Annotated in this window: 15 protein-coding genes and 1 tRNA gene; 6 read left to right on the top strand and 10 right to left on the bottom strand. The window is 70.5% G+C overall.

Annotated features, from left to right (window positions below):
* Positions 1-2 precede the first annotated feature (2 nt).
* Together otsB and BJY20_RS06455 are read right to left on the bottom strand one after the other, a co-directional pair.
* On the bottom strand, positions 3-758 hold the full coding sequence (gene otsB, locus BJY20_RS06460) for a trehalose-phosphatase (RefSeq protein WP_185990768.1): 756 nt from the start codon (positions 756-758) through the stop codon (positions 3-5).
* Entirely contained in the window at positions 759-2,243 is a 1,485-nt protein-coding gene (locus BJY20_RS06455; RefSeq protein ID WP_185990767.1) for an alpha,alpha-trehalose-phosphate synthase (UDP-forming), read from the bottom strand. It lies immediately after the preceding gene.
* 47 nt (positions 2,244-2,290) lie between these two features.
* Between BJY20_RS06455 and BJY20_RS06450 the strand changes: the two genes are divergently transcribed.
* From BJY20_RS06450 to BJY20_RS06425, 6 genes are all read left to right on the top strand, one after another.
* Entirely contained in the window at positions 2,291-2,719 is a 429-nt protein-coding gene (locus tag BJY20_RS06450) for a CBS domain-containing protein (RefSeq protein WP_185990766.1), read from the top strand.
* Between the two features lie 69 nt (positions 2,720-2,788).
* The gene (locus BJY20_RS06445; RefSeq protein WP_185990765.1) at positions 2,789-4,486 is read left to right on the top strand and encodes a serine/threonine-protein kinase; all 1,698 of its coding nucleotides are present in this window, start codon (positions 2,789-2,791) and stop codon (positions 4,484-4,486) included.
* The gene (locus BJY20_RS06440) at positions 4,483-6,285 is read left to right on the top strand and encodes a threonine/serine exporter family protein (protein ID WP_185990764.1); all 1,803 of its coding nucleotides are present in this window, start codon (positions 4,483-4,485) and stop codon (positions 6,283-6,285) included. Before BJY20_RS06445 ends, BJY20_RS06440 begins: the two co-directional genes overlap by 4 nt.
* 131 nt (positions 6,286-6,416) lie before the next feature.
* Positions 6,417-7,196: a transglycosylase family protein gene (locus tag BJY20_RS06435; RefSeq protein WP_185990763.1), complete on the top strand. Its 780-nt coding sequence runs from the start codon at positions 6,417-6,419 to the stop codon at positions 7,194-7,196.
* Positions 7,197-7,699: 503 nt separating this feature from the next.
* Complete coding sequence (locus BJY20_RS06430) at positions 7,700-8,416, top strand: transglycosylase family protein (RefSeq protein ID WP_185990762.1); 717 nt, start codon at positions 7,700-7,702, stop codon at positions 8,414-8,416.
* A gap of 71 nt (positions 8,417-8,487) precedes the next feature.
* Positions 8,488-8,560: transfer RNA gene (locus BJY20_RS06425), tRNA-Thr, on the top strand.
* Between the two features lie 20 nt (positions 8,561-8,580).
* Here the strand turns inward: BJY20_RS06425 and BJY20_RS16425 are convergent.
* The 8 genes from BJY20_RS16425 to BJY20_RS06385 form a co-directional block, all read right to left on the bottom strand.
* On the bottom strand, positions 8,581-9,747 hold the full coding sequence (locus BJY20_RS16425) for a tyrosine-type recombinase/integrase (protein WP_185990761.1): 1,167 nt from the start codon (positions 9,745-9,747) through the stop codon (positions 8,581-8,583).
* Between the two features lie 57 nt (positions 9,748-9,804).
* Positions 9,805-9,990: a helix-turn-helix transcriptional regulator gene (locus tag BJY20_RS06415; protein ID WP_185990760.1), complete on the bottom strand. Its 186-nt coding sequence runs from the start codon at positions 9,988-9,990 to the stop codon at positions 9,805-9,807.
* Positions 9,991-10,022: 32 nt separating this feature from the next.
* Positions 10,023-11,516 (bottom strand): replication initiator, encoded by a 1,494-nt coding sequence (locus BJY20_RS06410; protein WP_185990759.1) that lies wholly within the window; start codon positions 11,514-11,516, stop codon positions 10,023-10,025.
* Positions 11,503-11,913 carry a WhiB family transcriptional regulator gene (locus tag BJY20_RS06405; RefSeq protein WP_185990758.1) on the bottom strand — a complete coding sequence of 137 codons (411 nt, stop codon included), beginning with the start codon at positions 11,911-11,913 and terminating at the stop codon, positions 11,503-11,505. Before BJY20_RS06405 ends, BJY20_RS06410 begins: the two co-directional genes overlap by 14 nt.
* The gene (locus tag BJY20_RS06400) at positions 11,910-13,346 is read right to left on the bottom strand and encodes an FtsK/SpoIIIE domain-containing protein (RefSeq protein ID WP_185990757.1); all 1,437 of its coding nucleotides are present in this window, start codon (positions 13,344-13,346) and stop codon (positions 11,910-11,912) included. The genes BJY20_RS06405 and BJY20_RS06400 overlap by 4 nt, the downstream gene beginning before the upstream one ends.
* Positions 13,339-13,578 carry a hypothetical protein gene (locus tag BJY20_RS06395; RefSeq protein WP_185990756.1) on the bottom strand — a complete coding sequence of 80 codons (240 nt, stop codon included), beginning with the start codon at positions 13,576-13,578 and terminating at the stop codon, positions 13,339-13,341. The genes BJY20_RS06400 and BJY20_RS06395 overlap by 8 nt, the downstream gene beginning before the upstream one ends.
* A 13-nt stretch (positions 13,579-13,591) precedes the next feature.
* Complete coding sequence (locus BJY20_RS06390) at positions 13,592-14,020, bottom strand: plasmid replication, integration and excision activator (protein ID WP_185990755.1); 429 nt, start codon at positions 14,018-14,020, stop codon at positions 13,592-13,594.
* Between the two features lie 93 nt (positions 14,021-14,113).
* The gene (locus BJY20_RS06385) at positions 14,114-14,854 is read right to left on the bottom strand and encodes a GntR family transcriptional regulator (protein WP_185990754.1); all 741 of its coding nucleotides are present in this window, start codon (positions 14,852-14,854) and stop codon (positions 14,114-14,116) included.
* Between the last annotated feature and the right edge of the window lie 28 nt (positions 14,855-14,882).

Raw genomic sequence — 14,882 nt, 5'->3', positions numbered from 1 at the left:
CCTCAGTCGGTCCGGGCGGCGGCGAGGGCGGTGAGGACCGCCGGGACCTCGGTGCAGTCGTCGAGGCGGGCCCGGGCAGCGGTCTCGCCGGGCCCGACCTTGATGGACAGATCCTGCTGGCCGAGCACCGTGAAGACGTGCTCGTCGGTGACGTCGTCGCCGAGGTAGACGACCGCGTCGACGCGGAGGTCACCGGCCAGGGCCCGCAGGGCGGTGCCCTTGTCCGCGTCCACCACGCTCAGCTCGTGCACGCCCTTGCCGGTGAGCAGGTGGACGCCGGAGATCCGGGCGGCCTCGGTGGCGACCTCCTCGGCGATGCGGACCGCGTCCGCGGGCAGCTCGCGGGTGTGCATCACGAGCGCGGTCGGCTTGTGCTCCAAGCGGATCCGCGCGTCACGTGCGGCGACGGTGGGCTCGACATAGGCACGCAGCGCAGCCAGGCGGGCGTCGTACTGGTGGCTGCTGGGCCGCTGACGGGTGCGACTGGTCTCCGCGCCGTGGCTGCCGATGAGCGTCGTCGCGGACCCGCCGAGACCGGTGAGGTCGGTGAGGGTGGCGAGGTCGCGCCCGGAGACGACCGCGGTCCACGTGTCCGCGGCTGCGGACAACGTGGTGATCGTCTCGATCGTGCCGGGTTGCGGTCGGGCGTCCAACGGATCGAGGACGAAGGGGGCGAGGACCCCGTCAAAGTCCGTGGCCACGAGCAGTCGGGGACGCGCGGCGACCCTCGCGATGGCTTCGCTGATCCCGGGGCGCACTCACGCCCCCTTCGTCGTGGCACGGGAGGGCCGCTCCGGCGCCGTCTCGAGGTTGGCCAGGAAGGTGTCGGCCCACCGCTGCACGTCGTTGTCGGCGACCCGCCGGCGCAGCGCGCGCATGGCCCGGCGCTTGTCCTTGGCCGGCAGTGACATCACGCGCAACATGACCTGCTTCAGGCCCTCGATGTCGTGCGGGTTGCACACGAAGGCCTGCCGCAGCTCGTGCCAGGCCCCGGTGAACTCGCTGAGCACGAGCGCGCCACCGTCGTCGTGGCGGCAGGTGACGTACTCCTTGGCCACGAGGTTCATCCCGTCGCGAAGGGGGGTGACGAGCATGATGTCGGCCGCCTGGAAGAGCGCGGCCATCTCCGCTCGTGGGTAGCTCTGGTGGAGGTAGTGCACGGCCGGTGCGCCGATGGCGGAGTAGGCGCCGTTGATGTGGCCCACGACCGTCTCCACCTCGGTGCGCAGACGCTTGTAGGCCTCGACGCGCTCCCGGCTCGGGGTGGCCACCTGCACGAAGGTCACCTTCGGTGAGGAGATCGTGCCGTCGGCGAGCAGCTCCTCGTAGGCCTTGAGACGGTGACGGATGCCCTTGGTGTAGTCGAGACGGTCGACGCCGAGCATGACCACCTCAGGGTCTCCGAGGGAGGCGCGGATCTCCTTGGCGCGCTCCTGCACCGACTCGGTGCGGGCGAGCTCCTCCAGGCCCTGGTGGTCGACGCTGATGGGGACGGCGGAGGCGCGGACCCGTCGGCTCGTGCCGTCCGGGTCCTGCGTGGTGACCAGGTCCCCCTTCGTCGTGCGGCCGTCGAGCTGGCGGCAGGCGCGCAGGAAGTTCTGCGCGTCGGGGGTGCGCTGGAAGCCGAGGTAGTCGGCGCCGAGGAGGCCCTCGAGGATGCGCGAGCGCCACGGGAGCTGGGCGAACAGCTCGACGGGTGGGAAGGGGATGTGGTTGAACCAGCCGATCCGCACGTCGGGGCGGCGCTCGCGGACCATCGCGGGCACGAGCTGGAGCTGGTAGTCGTGGATCCACACCTTGGCGCCCTGCGCCGCCACCTGGCACACGGCGTCGGCGAAGCGCTCGTTGACCGTGCGGTAGGAACGCCACCACTCGCGGTGGAAGTGTGCCGGGACGATGACGTCGTGATAGATCGGCCACAGCGTGTCGTTGCTGAAACCCTCGTAGTAGGTCTCGCGCTCCTCGTCCGACAGGGCCACGGGGTGCAACCACATCCCGCCCTCCTCGAAGGGGGCGGGGGCCTCGCCGGTCTCGCCGGCCCAGCCCACCCAGGCGCCCTCGCGGTGACGCATCACCGAGTCCATCGCGGTGACCAGGCCCCCGGGGGAACGGTGCCACTGCGAGGTTCCGTCGGCGCCGACGACCCGGTCCACGGGGAGTCGATTGGCGGCGATGACCAGATCGAACACGCGCTGGGTAGCCACGAAGAACTGCACCTCCTGGGTCGACAGTCCTCCCACCATATGGCGCTGCCCTTCCGCTGGGGTGCCGGGAGCACTACCGTCAGTACATGAAGATCTCGGATGTTCTGCGCAACAAGGGCTCTGATGTCGTCACGATCGCCCCGGACGACACGGTCGCCACCCTCATCACGCTCCTCGCCGACCACGGCATCGGGGCCGTCGTCGTCTCCGGTGGGGACGGTGCCGTCGACGGCATCGTCTCCGAGCGCGACGTCGTCCGCCGCCTGCACAGCGCCGGCCCCGCGGTCCTCGACGAGCCGGTCAGTGCGATCATGACCGCCGATGTGCACACCTGCACCACCCAGGACGAGGTGAGCGACCTCGCCGCCCGGATGACCGCGCGGCGCATCCGCCACGTCCCGGTCGTGGAGGAGGACACGCTCGTGGCCATCGTCAGCATCGGTGATGTCGTCAAGCACCGCATCCGCGACCTGTCCGCCGAGCGGGACCACCTGGAGGCCTACATCACCCAGTGACTGCAGGTCTCAGCCACCACACAGGCATTTCTCCGCAATCATCCATGCACGGCCTTCTAGGCTGGTGTCATGACGACACAGGTGCTCGGGGACGAACCGTCCCCACGGGAGCGTGGTGAGGCCACGGTGTCGCACTTCGAGACCATCGGTCGCTACCGCGTGCTGCAGGAGCTCGGGCAGGGCGGCATGGGCATCGTCCACCTGGCGCTCGACGAGCGCGGACGCGCAGTCGCGGTCAAGGTGCTGCGCCCGCACGTGGCCCACGACGAGGACGCCCGGTCCCGGCTGGCGAGAGAGGTCGACACGCTCGCCCGCGTGCGCTCGGACCGGATCGCCCCGGTCTTCGACGCGGACCTCGAGGGCGAGCGCCCCTACATCGTCACCCGGTACGTCCCCGGTCCGAGTCTCGACCAGCTCGTGCGCGACGAGGGCCCGCTCGATCCGCAGGCGCTGCTCTCCCTCGCGCGTGGCCTCGTCGACGCCCTGCGCGCGATCCACGGCGTGGGTGTGATCCACCGCGATCTCAAGCCCGGCAACGTCCTCATGCTCGACGGCGACCCGGTCGTCATCGACTTCGGCATCGCCCACGTGGCGGAGGGCTCGCGGATGACGATGACCGGGCTGGTCATGGGCACCCCCGGCTACCTCTCGCCCGAGCTGGTCGAAGGGGGTGACGTCACCGCTGCCACGGACTGGTGGGGGTGGGCGGCCACCCTCGTCTTCGCGGCGACCGGGCGACCCCCCTTCGGCCGGGGCGGGATGGAGGCCGTCCTCGCCCGGGTGTGCCGTGGTGACGCGGACCTGCGCGACGTCGACCCCGGGCTGGCCCCACTGCTGTACGCCTGCTTCGACCCGGACGCCTCCCGCCGACCGGACTCGCAGGAGGTGCTCACCGGACTCGATGCCTGGGCCAACGGCCGTCCGGTGACCGAGGTCCTGCCGCAGCGCACCCGCACCCTCGAGCAGAGCTCGACGAGTGTGATGGCGCCCGCGGCTGTGCCGGTCCAGCCGGTCGAGCCGCCCTCCCCGTGGGGTCAGGGCGACTGGCGTGACCCGAACCCCCTTCCTCCTGCTCCGGCCCCGATGGGTGCGCCCCAGCAGGCCTACAACCCTTGGCCCGGCTCGGCCGGGACCGATCCCGGTCGACCGGGCGACCCGCGCATCAGCAGACCGCGGCGCTCCGATGTGCTCGCGGCCCTGCTGGCCGCGTGCGTCGCGCTGTTCGCCGCCGCTCCGTGGGTGGGTCTGGGAGCTGCCCTCGTCTGGTCGTGGCTGGCGCGCACCGTCGACAAGTCGATGACGGGCACCGTGCGGCGACGCCATGTTGCCGGACGTCGCCGCAGCGACGGCGTCGTCGCCGCGCTGGCCAGTCCCTGGCACCTGTTCGTCGCCGCCCTCCAGGCAGTGGTGACGGCACTACTGCCCCTGGCCGTCGGTGCCGCGGGACTGCTCGCGGCCGCGTTGGGGCAGAGCGCCCTCGACGGACTCGGCGTGCGGCTGGAGTCGACGCTGCCACTGGCCGTCGGCGGGCTGCTCGCACTGCTCGTGGGGTGGTGGGGGCCGGGGGGGCCCAGCCTGCGCCGCGGTAGCCGCAGCCTCGCCCGCAGCGTGACCGGCATCCCGGTCGTGCGTCTCGTGGTCATCGCGGTGCTCGTCGTCCTCGCCGTCGGGGTGCTCGGAGCCCTCGTGGCCGGTGCGCTCGACATCTCGTGGTGGCCCGGTCCCGTCTCGCCCCTACCGAGCCCGGAGCAGCTGCCCACCCGATGATGACGCCCGTCCCACCCCCACCCCCGAGGCCACGTCGCAGCGCCGGCGACTCCGCGCCCCCGCAGGACAGCACGCGTGACGACCTGACGCCGCAGGCGCCGCCCGTTGCCGGGCCATCGGCCGCGGACGCCGCCACGTCCGAGGAGACGGCGATAGCCGTGCCCGTGGGCAAGCGGCGCCGGGGGACGGGCTTCCGACCCGCGGTGAAGACCGAGCCGGTACCGCGGCCACGCCAGGAGCCGGGGCCCGAGCCGCTGAAGGACAAGCCCGGCCGGGAGAAGCCGGTGCCCCGGCCGACGTCCAAGCCGAAGCGGGAGAGGACGGCGCCCACACCGCGGCGGGAGCACCGCCCCCGGTTGCGCCCGCTGCTGCGCGGCGAGGAGCCGACCCAGACGATCCCGCTGCGCGGCACCCTTCGCGGCACGCCCTACCGTGACCCCCGAGTCACGCGCGCGGTCGCGGAGGAGCAGGCCGCGACGAATGCCCTCGACCTCGCCCTGCGCGTCGCCGAGCTGATGCTGCGCTGTGGCTCCGGCACCAGTGGTGTCGAGACCGCCGCGATCGCCGTCGGCGTCGCCGCGGGGCTGGAGGACCTCGACGTCGACCTGACGATGCAGTCCCTGCACATGCAGTGCCGCACGCCATCGGGGCAGACCATCTCTCGGCTGCGCGTGGTGCGCCAGCCACGGCAGGACTTCGCCCGTCTCGCGCTCGTGCACGCTCTCGTCGACGAGCTGATCTCCGGGGACGTCGACATCGAGCACGCGGACGCGAAGATCAAGGAGATCAGCTCCACGCGGCGGACGTGGTCGCGTTGGGTGGTCGCCCTCGCCGAGGGGGGCGTCGCCGGCGGCATCGCACTCATCCTCGGCGCCAGCATCCCGGCGGTGATCCTGGCGATGCTCTCGGGTGTGCTGATCATCATGCTCGCCGGGTGGGTCGCGCGGATCGACCTGCCGGACTTCTACCTGGGGGCGCTGGGTGGCGCCCTGGCCACGGTCATCGCCTTCCTCGCCTACGTGTTCGGGCCGATCGATGGAGTGGACTTCGCCTTCGTCGTCGCCGGTGGGATCGTCGCGCTGCTGCCCTCACGCACCCTGACCTCGGCCACGGAGGACCTGCTGTCGGGGTTCCCGGTGACCGGTACGGCACGGCTGTTCGCCGTCATGTTCCACACCCTGGGTCTGATCATCGGTGTCGCCAGTGGCCTGGGGATCAGCCTGCAGCTGGCCGTCACGTTCGAGCTGGGTTTCACGCCTCCGGGTATCGACAAGCTCGCATGGGCCCAGGCCCCCGTGCCGGTCGTCATCATCGGAGCGGTCTTCATCGGCTTCGCCGGTGCCCTCACCCTGCAGAACAACCCACGCATGCTCCCGCCCGCCGGCGTGTTGTGCGCGCTCGGGGTCACCGTCGCGCTGGCCTCCACGCACGCGGGCCTGGGCCGGGTGACGGCCACCGGGATCGCTGCCGTGGTCATCGGCTTCTTCGCGCGGCTGATCGCGCTGCGCATGGACTCCCCGTCCATCACGCTCTTCGTGCCGGCGTCCTTCGGCCTGTACCCCGGTCTCGGGATCTTCGTCGGCCTGTACCACCTGACCAGCTCCGCGGGCGGGTACGACCTCGAGCGGGGGCTGGTCTCGGTCTTCTCGTCCCTGGGTGTCATCATGGCGATCGCGACGGGAGCGACGTTGGGAGACAGGCTTGCTGCTCCTCTCGACGCTCCGGTGGCACAGCGAAGGAAGCAGGCCGTGGAGGCCGAGAGCGACCGGCGCACGGACGACGGCTGGGAGATCGTCTAGCGTTACTTGGTAACGAGGTTTGACCTGTTTGGTCACAGGACGGTAACGTTCCAACGTCCGCGATTGAGCCAGACCTTCTGGCAGCTTCACCACGAAGCCCCCTGAACTCCGTGGAAGGAAAACCCACCAGCATGTTCTACTCCCCCAAGCACGTCACGGCCGTTGCCGCCTCCCCGACCCGCCGGCGGATCGCCGGTGTCGCGGTTGCAGGTGCCACCGCAGCCGTCGGCTCCATCGCCTCCGCCTCCACCGCGAGCGCCTCGACGTCCAGCGGCGTCTGGGACGCAGTCGCACAGTGTGAGAGCGGCGGCAACTGGTCCATCAACACCGGCAACGGTTTCTACGGTGGCCTCCAGTTCACCACCCAGACCTGGCAGGGCTTCGGTGGCGGCAAGTACGCCGCGCAGGCGAACCAGGCCACCAAGGGCCAGCAGATCGAGATCGCGCAGAAGGTCCTGCAGACGCAGGGCCCCGGCGCTTGGCCCGTCTGCTCGCAGAAGGCCGGCCTCACCACGGCCAACGGCATGACCGGCGGCTCCTCCGCTCCGGCCCCGACGCAGGAGTCGGCTCCGGCCCCGGCGCCCGAGCCCGCCGCTCCGCAGCAGACGCAGGAGCGCTCCGCTGACCAGGGCGCCTCCCGCAGCGAGGCCCGCTCCGGTGGGCTCGCCGTTGACGGCATCTTCGGCCCGAACAGCAAGGCCGCCGTCGAGAAGTGGGTCGGCGGCAGCGTCGACAGCAACCTGAGCTCCAGCGACATCAAGGCCCTCCAGGCCAAGGTCGGCACCGCCCAGGACGGCGTCGTCGGCCCGGTCACGACCAGCGCCCTCCAGGGTGTCGTTGGTGCGACGCAGGACGGCATCTGGGGTCCGAAGACCACCGCTGCGCTGCAGACGTACCTCAACAACAACTGAGCCTGACTCAGCACCCTCGAAGGGGGCGTCGCACCTACGGGTGCGGCGCCCCCTTCGTCATGTCCGGGCGGTGTGATGCGCGGGGGTGCGTGGGGGCGCAGGTCGCCCCGCGACCGTGAGCCCCTGCGAGTGGAGTGTGATGCGCGGGGGTGCGTGGGGGCGCAGGTCGCCCCGCGACCGTGAGCCCCTGCGAGTGGAGTGTGATGCGCGGGGGTGCGCGGGGGCGCAGGTCGCCCCGCGACCGTGAGCCCCTGCGAGTGGAGTGTGATGCGCGGGGGTGCGCGGGGGCGCAGGTCGCCCCGCGACCGTGAGCCCCTGCGAGTGGAGTGTGATGCGCGGGGGTGCGCGGGGGCGCAGGTCGCCCCGCGACCGTGAGCCCCTGCGAGTGGAGTTACAAGTCTGTATTTATGTGGCAACTGTTGTTTGTGTGACTCATGAGTCTCTAGCGTCGCTGACGGACCTGTGCGGGACCCCTGCCCGCGCTCTGCCTGAAGGGACTTTCCATGTTCAGCACCAACGACTTCCCCGATCAGCCGGCGTCGCGCCGTGGCCGTCGGCTGAAGATCACCGGCGCCACCCTGACCGTGGGTGCGCTCGCGGCCGGAGGAGTCGTCGTCGCCAGCGGTGCAGGCGCTTCCGGGACCGTCTGGGATCGCGTGGCCAAGTGCGAGTCGACGAACAACTGGAGCATCAACACCGGCAACGGCTACTACGGCGGCCTGCAGTTCTCCTTCCAGACGTGGAAGGGCTTCGGTGGGCAGAAGTACGCCTACACCGCTGACCGTGCCACCAAGGGCCAGCAGATCGAGATCGCCCAGGAGGTCCTCAAGGTCCAGGGCCCGGGCGCCTGGCCGGTCTGCTCGGTGCGGGCCGGGCTGACGGTCGCCAACGGCCTCGCGGTCGACCCGCACACCGGCCAGGAGCGCGCGTCGCGTGACTCCGGCCGCACCACCGTCAGCGGCGCGCTCGCCGTGGACGGCGTCCGTGGCCCGAAGACCAACGCCGCGATCCAGAAGTGGGTCGGACAGCCGCAGGACGGCCGCCTCAGCGCCCGCGACCGCTCCGCCCTCCAGGGCAAGCTCGGCGTCAACCGCGACAGTGTCATCGGCCCGATCACGACCAGCGCCCTGCAGCGCAAGGTTGGCGCCAGCGTCGACGGCATCTGGGGGCCGCAGACGACCACGCGCCTGCAGAGCTTCCTCAACCGCCACGTCCTCTGACGAGACTGACTCGGTGAAGGCCGGGGCCGCGGGCTACGATGCCGCGGTCCCGGTTTTCATCCGCCGGGCACGCTGGCGTGGCGCAATTGGCAGCGCACCTGTCTTGTAAACAGGTGGTTGGGGGTTCGAGTCCCCCCGCCAGCTCTCTGAGCAGGGCAGACACGTCAGTCACCGCCCTCTACGTCGTCCAAGCCTCCACTTTGGCCTCCACTTTGGGGTAGCGAAGGGGGCCGTGGGTTCGCCGCTTCGAGCGCCGCGAGCACCCGAGGATCCTGCTCGCCGCGCCCGAGGTAGACGTCCTGGGTCATCGACACCCGCGAGTGGCCGAGCTGGTCGGCGATGATCCGCGCGGTCACGCCCGACCCGTCGAGGATGCTCGCCGTCGTCTTGCGCCATGCGTGCGAGGTCACCCACTCCAGGTCACTGTCCGCGCGGACCTCGTGAAGCCAGCGGCTGACCGTACGCGGCTCACGAAAGCCCCCGTCGATCGTGCCGAAGACCGGCTCATCCGGGCCGACCCCGACCTCAGCACGCCGCCGCAGCATCGCCACGCACCACCGCGGAAGGGGGAGGCGGCGCTGCCCCGCGGACGACTTCGTGGCCTTGCGGATGACGCCCTGCCCGGTCACCCGGATCAATGTCGAGGTCACGTCCACGGCACCCTCCTCCAGGTCGATCTCCGACCACAGGACCGCGACGACCTCGCCGAGCCGCAGACCCGTGGCCAGCATGAAGGCGCACAGGTCCGGCAGGTCACGCGAGACCGCACGTGGGTCACGGGTCACCGCGAGGAACCATGCCGCCCGCTCCTGCTCGGTCAGCGCCCGAGGCCGACGACGCGGAGCAGTGCTCAGGCGGCGAACCTCCCGAGTGGGGTTGAAGCGAATCGCGCCCTCACGCACCGCACGGCCCATCGCGCCGGAGATCACCGCACGGGCCGTGCGCGAGGTCGCCGGCCCCACCCGCTCGTGCAGATCGACCAGGAAGCGATCCACGACCGGCGTGGTCACCTCACCCAGCCGCAGATTGCCCAAGGCCGGAGAGACACTGCGCTTCCACTGCCGCCGATAGGTCTGCACCGTGCCCGGTGACCGCTGATCCATCCGCACCAGCTGCTCCAGATCGTCCAACCACTGCCGCACCGCCTCGTCCAAGGTGTCTCGCGCGGTCAGCCGACCCACGCCCGCCGTCGCGGCATCCTGCAACGCGGTGGCCAACGCACGCTGCGACGCCGCTTGCGAGGTACCCCAACGCTCCATACGACGGCGACGACCGTCGAAGCCCCGGAACCATGCGCGGCTCTTGTAGGCCGTCCCGGAGGCAGTGATCACCCGTACCGTCGATATCGAGCCCCACTCACCAGGGGCCAGTCCCTGACGTCCCACGGCTCACGCTGCCGTCTGCTCTTCGAGCCACGCGAAGACGTCGGTCTCGCGGTAGCGCAGCCGCCGACCGACCTTGAAGGCGGGCGGTCCCTCACCACGGCAGCGCCAGTCGTAGAGCGTGCCCACGGGTATCCCGAGGAACGTCGCCACGTCCTGAATGGTCCACAGCGGGTCATGTCGATTGCACATCTGACTCTCCTTCTCTCGTTCTGTCCTGCTGGTTATGCCGTCCTTGCGGTCTCGGCTCGCCACTGGTCATAGGCGCGGGCACGATCAGCCGCGGCAAGCGCGAGGGCGGTGTCCGCGTCGGTATCCCAGCCGGTGCCGACGTAGTTCCAGGAGCCGACGACGAGCGTGGTCTCCTCCTCGTCGTCGGCGATGAGGTCGGCGAAGTCCAGGACCGGCATCTCCCGGCCGTCACGAGCACTGTCGGCGGCGATCCGTTGCCACCGCTGCCGCGCCCGGCGAAGGGCGCCCAGCGTGATCGAGTAGCACCGCGACTTGCTGGAGAAGTGCCCCCGGAAGCCGAGCATGTGCGCCCACTTGCCCATCAGCCCGTAGTCATCGCCCGCCACCCGCTCGTCGGCGAGGTCAATGATCGTGGCCCGCAGCCGCCGGTAGTGCCAGGACTCACGCCGCTTAGCGCTGGTGTCCGCGGCCGCCTTCGTCGCGTACTTCGCCAGATAGCCGGCGACCTGCTCACCCACCAGCGGAGCGTCAGGGTCATCTCGTCGTGTCGCGGTCACCGAGCGAGCGTCGACCTGGGCGCCGAAGCGCAGCCGGCCCGCGTCATGGCCACCGCACGGCGGAGCGTCGAAGTGCACCCGCTGGGCAGCGTCCTCGAGCCACCCGGCCAGGACGGATGGAGTGGCCGAGGCGGGGGCAGGCGCGAACCCCTCCAGTGCCTTTGGCCCGTCGAGCCGAACCAGAGCGTGGAAGTGGACCACACCCCGTGCTTGGTACTCGGCGACCTTCGCGTACTGCAAAGTCGCGACCTCTCGCAGCCGCGAGTCCGGAACCCCCATCGCCCGAGCGATCACACGACGGGTCGTGATCGTGAAGCGCCGCCACAGCTCGGGAGCCCACCACTGCCAGATGGCATGCGCCTCGTAGTCGTAGCAGTCCGAGCAGATCGGCGTCCCCACGTCGAGGTCGTCGCTCTCGTGCGCCTGCCAGCACGCCACCGGACGATCGTGCTCGCACACCGCGTGCCCATCCCGAGGACGGCACCGCTGCCCGCCCTTCGCCGTGTGCACCGGACCGAAGGAGGGAGCCGTCAGGGTGAAGAAGACCAGCGGGTTGCCACTGACCTGTTCCGGCACGCTCTTGCCGCCGACCACCCCGGCCCGGATCATCTCGAAGGTGTCGCGGGCGTAGATCCGCGAGCACGCCGGGCAGACACTCGCACGCCGGTTGCCGCACCGCACGTACGTCACCCCGAAGGGCTCCTGCGCCGAGGAGTAGCTGGAGACCACCTCGCCCGTGGCCCGGTCCACCCGACTGGAGGATCCGACCAGCTTGATCGGTTGCGCGCAGTGGCCCACCCGGGAGGCCACATCCGCCCAGGCATCGAAGGTGCCGCCCACGAGGCGGTCCACCATCCCCTGTCGCGCCGCTGCCCCGAGGTGGTCGAGGTCGAGGGGTGATGCCTCGCTGTACCCCGGGAACCCGGCATGCGAGGTCCCGACCGAGGGCGCAGTGTCAGGCCGTTGCATCCCGGTCCTCGTCGATGCCCCACCTGACAACACCGTCGAGGGATTCTCCGCGAAGGAGCCGCGTGGTCATCGCCTCCCGTTGCTCCGGGGTGGTGCCACCCCAGATGCCGTACTCCTCGCCGAACCACAACGCCGACGCCAAGCACACCCGCTGCACCGGGCACGACCGACAGGCCCGCCGAGCAGCACGGGAGGCCAACGAGCCGTCCTGGGCGAACCATGCAGCACCGTCGTCCGCAGCGTCCGTGCACACCCCGTCGACGCGCCATCCCCACGCATCGAGCCGTGATGCCAGAGAGGGCGATGCCGTGACCCCGTCAACCGGCGTGCCGTAGACACGCTGCCGCACGTCGCGACTCACGCCGTTGCCGATCTGCGTACCCCGAGCCCGGCTCATGCCGCCTTACCACCCTCGTCGGTCTCCTCGCCCTGGCCGAGAGGCGCGTGCGAGGGAATGCTGTCCGACAGCTCCACCACGTCGTCATCGGCGAGGTACGCCGCCCGCACACGACGGATCGCGCGAGTGCCCTCGACCCGGACGTACCCGACACCGGGCATCAGCTCGCTGATCTCGTCGGCCCGGGCACCGCTGTCCCGCGCTCCTTCGCCGAGCACCATGTCGACCTGGATCGGGTTGTCCACCCTCAGCGCGATCCGGGTCGGGAAGAGGTCCCGCCACGTCACCACGTCCTTGCCGGGGTCCTGCACCGCCGCCACGACACTGATACCGACCGCGCGGCCCTGCGTGAGCAGGAGACCCATCGCCTGATCGATGCGGCGCGTCACGGCCCGCTCGGCAAAGGCGGTCAACGTCGCCAGCTCGTCCACCACGATCACCAGATGCGGGTCATCCGGCGTAGGGGAGTGCAGCCGCTGTCCTCTGTCCGCCAACCGAGCCGCCCGCTCGCTCTTGACCTTCACCGCCTCCTCGAGGAGGTCGCACATCGCCTCCGCGTCGCCGCCCTCGAACCGCGCGAAGCAGCCCCGCCCGAGACCAAGCTCCATTCCGCCCTTCGGGTCGATGGCCCACACCTGCGCCCAGCCATCCCGCAGCGCGGGGGCGAGACCCGCCATCAGCGACCACAGCACCGAGCCCTTCCCGGAACCCGTGGCCCCGGCGATCAAGGCGTGCGTGCCCGACAGGCGCATCCGCCACGCGCCGCCGTCATCGGCCAACCCCACCGGCAGCCCCGCGAGGTCCGTGCCCGACGAAGCGATGGGCGAGACCACGCGTGCCAGCACGTCGCGACGAACCAACTCGATCCACACCCGCCCAGGACGAGCACGCACCACCCGAGCCGACCGCGAGCCGAACGCCTGCCCAACCGCCTCGACCCGAGCCGCCACGTCATCGAAGGTCAGACCCACCGGCACCTGGACCAGCAGCCGCTCAATCCCGGCCGGAGTGACCTGGAGGCGACGCAGCTTCGCCACCTCGCACTCCGTGCGCTCCTCGCTCCGAGGGGTCACCACCAGCCCGCACCGACTGGCCACGTGCGGCCAGTACAGCCGATAGGCCGGCATCCGCCACGCCTGCGAGAGCCGAGGACGAACCAGACGCCCGAACGACGCCGGGTACACCATCCGCCACACGACGAGCCCCAGCGCGGCAGCGACGACGAGGGCCACGACGAGGGTCGGGCTGACCATGCGCCAGAGCAGCACCCCGAGCACGGCCACGACCGCCGCCGCCGGGTGACGCACCGCCGATACCGCCAGCCACCACGCCGTGCGCACGAGGAGCCAGCACGCACGCAGGGCGGCCTCCACGACAACGGAAACCACGTCATCGCCGAGACCGCCCTGTGCCCGCTGCGGGTGCTCACGCATGGCGCACGACCTCCCGGTGCGCGTCCTCGACCTGAGCGGTGGCCTCGTGCGTTGCCCGCTCCATCACGAGCAGTGCGGTGTCCAGATCGGGGTCCGGACCCGAGTGGACGAGGCTGCGCACCTTGATCACCTGCTCATCGATGCCCCGCAGCGCACGCACCAGGCCGAACAGCACGCCCGGCACGTCGTTCTCGTGCACACCCAGCGCGTGCGCCCACGCCGCTGCACCCACCGGCCGTCCCATCTCAAGCCGCCTTCTCCGCGGACGAGCCGGAGGCGGCAGGCTTGCCCGGAGCCTTCAACGACTCCGCACGGAAGGACCACGCCAGCCGAGGCCGATTGCCGTTGTCGTCCACGTACGCGAGAGCCGTCAGGCCCACGAACTCCACCGGAGTCCACGGGAACGGCGTCGTGTTCTCCGGAGGGACCGGCTGCACCTTCGCCGCGATCTTGATCGAGATTGCCGTGTCCTTCTTGCCGGCCTCCTCGTCCGCGTCCAGGACCATCACCTGCCACATCGGCAAGCCCGTGTCCTTGTCCAGCTGCTGCGGCCTCGACCCGTCCGCACGCCGCTCCGCGTTGAAGTCCGCCACCGGCTCCACACCTCCCTTCAAGAACGCACCCGCGGGGAAGACGTCCGCGTGACCGACCGGGAAGCGACGTTGCATTGCCATTCGACTCACTCCTAAGTGGTATGTGCCAGTTAGTCCAAAGTGGCATATACCACTTAGGAGTACAAGCGATGTCGCGGTGGATGCTGGGCTTCGCTAGGAGAGGCTGTAGCGCTGCTCGGCCGTGAAGCGGCCAGGTGGGTAGATGGCCTCGGCGAATTCGATGGGGAAATCGGCCTCGTCGTAGACGGTGTGCTCGACGAGGAGCACAGGCGTCGAGGAGTCTTTGAGCCCGAGGTCGCGGGCGTCCTGATCGCCAGCTGCTCGTGCGGTCATGCGGTCGCGGGCGTACTCCGCGGTGCGCCCGGTCTGCTCCTCGACGTACGCCACCGTGCCCGCTCGGATGCGCTCAGTCGACAAGAGTCGAGGGGCGGGTGCGGCCAGCTCCGCACTGAACCATGACGTGGAAACCTCGGTTCGTTCTTCGCCGTCCCACGTAATGCGCCGACGGCGAATTGCAGCCGTTGACTCCGGGAGCGCGAGACCCCGCGCCACGTGCGAAGGGGGGTGCTCCACGACCTCCGCAGCGACGATCTCGGCTCGCTCATTGCCGCTGTAGATCCGACCGGCCCGCTTGGCCCTCGCGTAGCGATCACGTGGACGGCGACTGACATTGAGGTCGGCAACGAACGTCCCTGAGCCCTGGACCGAGGTGAGGAAACCCTCCGTGCGGAGCAGTGCCAGGGCCTTGGTCGCCGTGGGTCGAGAAACGTCGTACTGGGTCGCCAGAGCGCGTTCGCTCGGCACCTCGTCGCCCGCACGAAGTTCCCCGCTGAGGATCCGCGTGCGGAAGTCGCCGGCGATGCGTCGGAACTTCGCAGGGGTCTGGCTGGTCATCACTCACACCTCATCTGGCTAATACCAC

The sequence above is a fragment of the Janibacter cremeus genome, assembly GCF_013409205.1.
GTDB classification, from domain to species: Bacteria; Actinomycetota; Actinomycetes; order Actinomycetales; family Dermatophilaceae; genus Janibacter; species Janibacter cremeus.
The sequence above is the reverse complement of the archived record's forward strand: the minus strand, read 5'-3'. Positions and strand labels throughout refer to the sequence as shown.

Bases quoted from the DNA above. Each gene is read 5' to 3' on its own strand.
- BJY20_RS06455 (WP_185990767.1), bottom strand. From the start codon at position 2,243: ATGGTGGGAGGACTGTCGACCCAGGAGGTGCAGTTCTTCGTGGCTACC.
- BJY20_RS06450 (WP_185990766.1), top strand. From the start codon at position 2,291: ATGAAGATCTCGGATGTTCTGCGCAACAAGGGCTCTGATGTCGTCACG.
- BJY20_RS06445 (WP_185990765.1), top strand. From the start codon at position 2,789: ATGACGACACAGGTGCTCGGGGACGAACCGTCCCCACGGGAGCGTGGT.
- BJY20_RS06440 (WP_185990764.1), top strand. From the start codon at position 4,483: ATGATGACGCCCGTCCCACCCCCACCCCCGAGGCCACGTCGCAGCGCC.
- BJY20_RS06435 (WP_185990763.1), top strand. From the start codon at position 6,417: ATGTTCTACTCCCCCAAGCACGTCACGGCCGTTGCCGCCTCCCCGACC.
- BJY20_RS06430 (WP_185990762.1), top strand. From the start codon at position 7,700: ATGTTCAGCACCAACGACTTCCCCGATCAGCCGGCGTCGCGCCGTGGC.
- BJY20_RS06415 (WP_185990760.1), bottom strand. From the start codon at position 9,990: ATGTGCAATCGACATGACCCGCTGTGGACCATTCAGGACGTGGCGACG.
- BJY20_RS06410 (WP_185990759.1), bottom strand. From the start codon at position 11,516: ATGCAACGGCCTGACACTGCGCCCTCGGTCGGGACCTCGCATGCCGGG.
- BJY20_RS06405 (WP_185990758.1), bottom strand. From the start codon at position 11,913: ATGAGCCGGGCTCGGGGTACGCAGATCGGCAACGGCGTGAGTCGCGAC.
- BJY20_RS06400 (WP_185990757.1), bottom strand. From the start codon at position 13,346: ATGCGTGAGCACCCGCAGCGGGCACAGGGCGGTCTCGGCGATGACGTG.
- BJY20_RS06390 (WP_185990755.1), bottom strand. From the start codon at position 14,020: ATGGCAATGCAACGTCGCTTCCCGGTCGGTCACGCGGACGTCTTCCCC.
- BJY20_RS06385 (WP_185990754.1), bottom strand. From the start codon at position 14,854: ATGACCAGCCAGACCCCTGCGAAGTTCCGACGCATCGCCGGCGACTTC.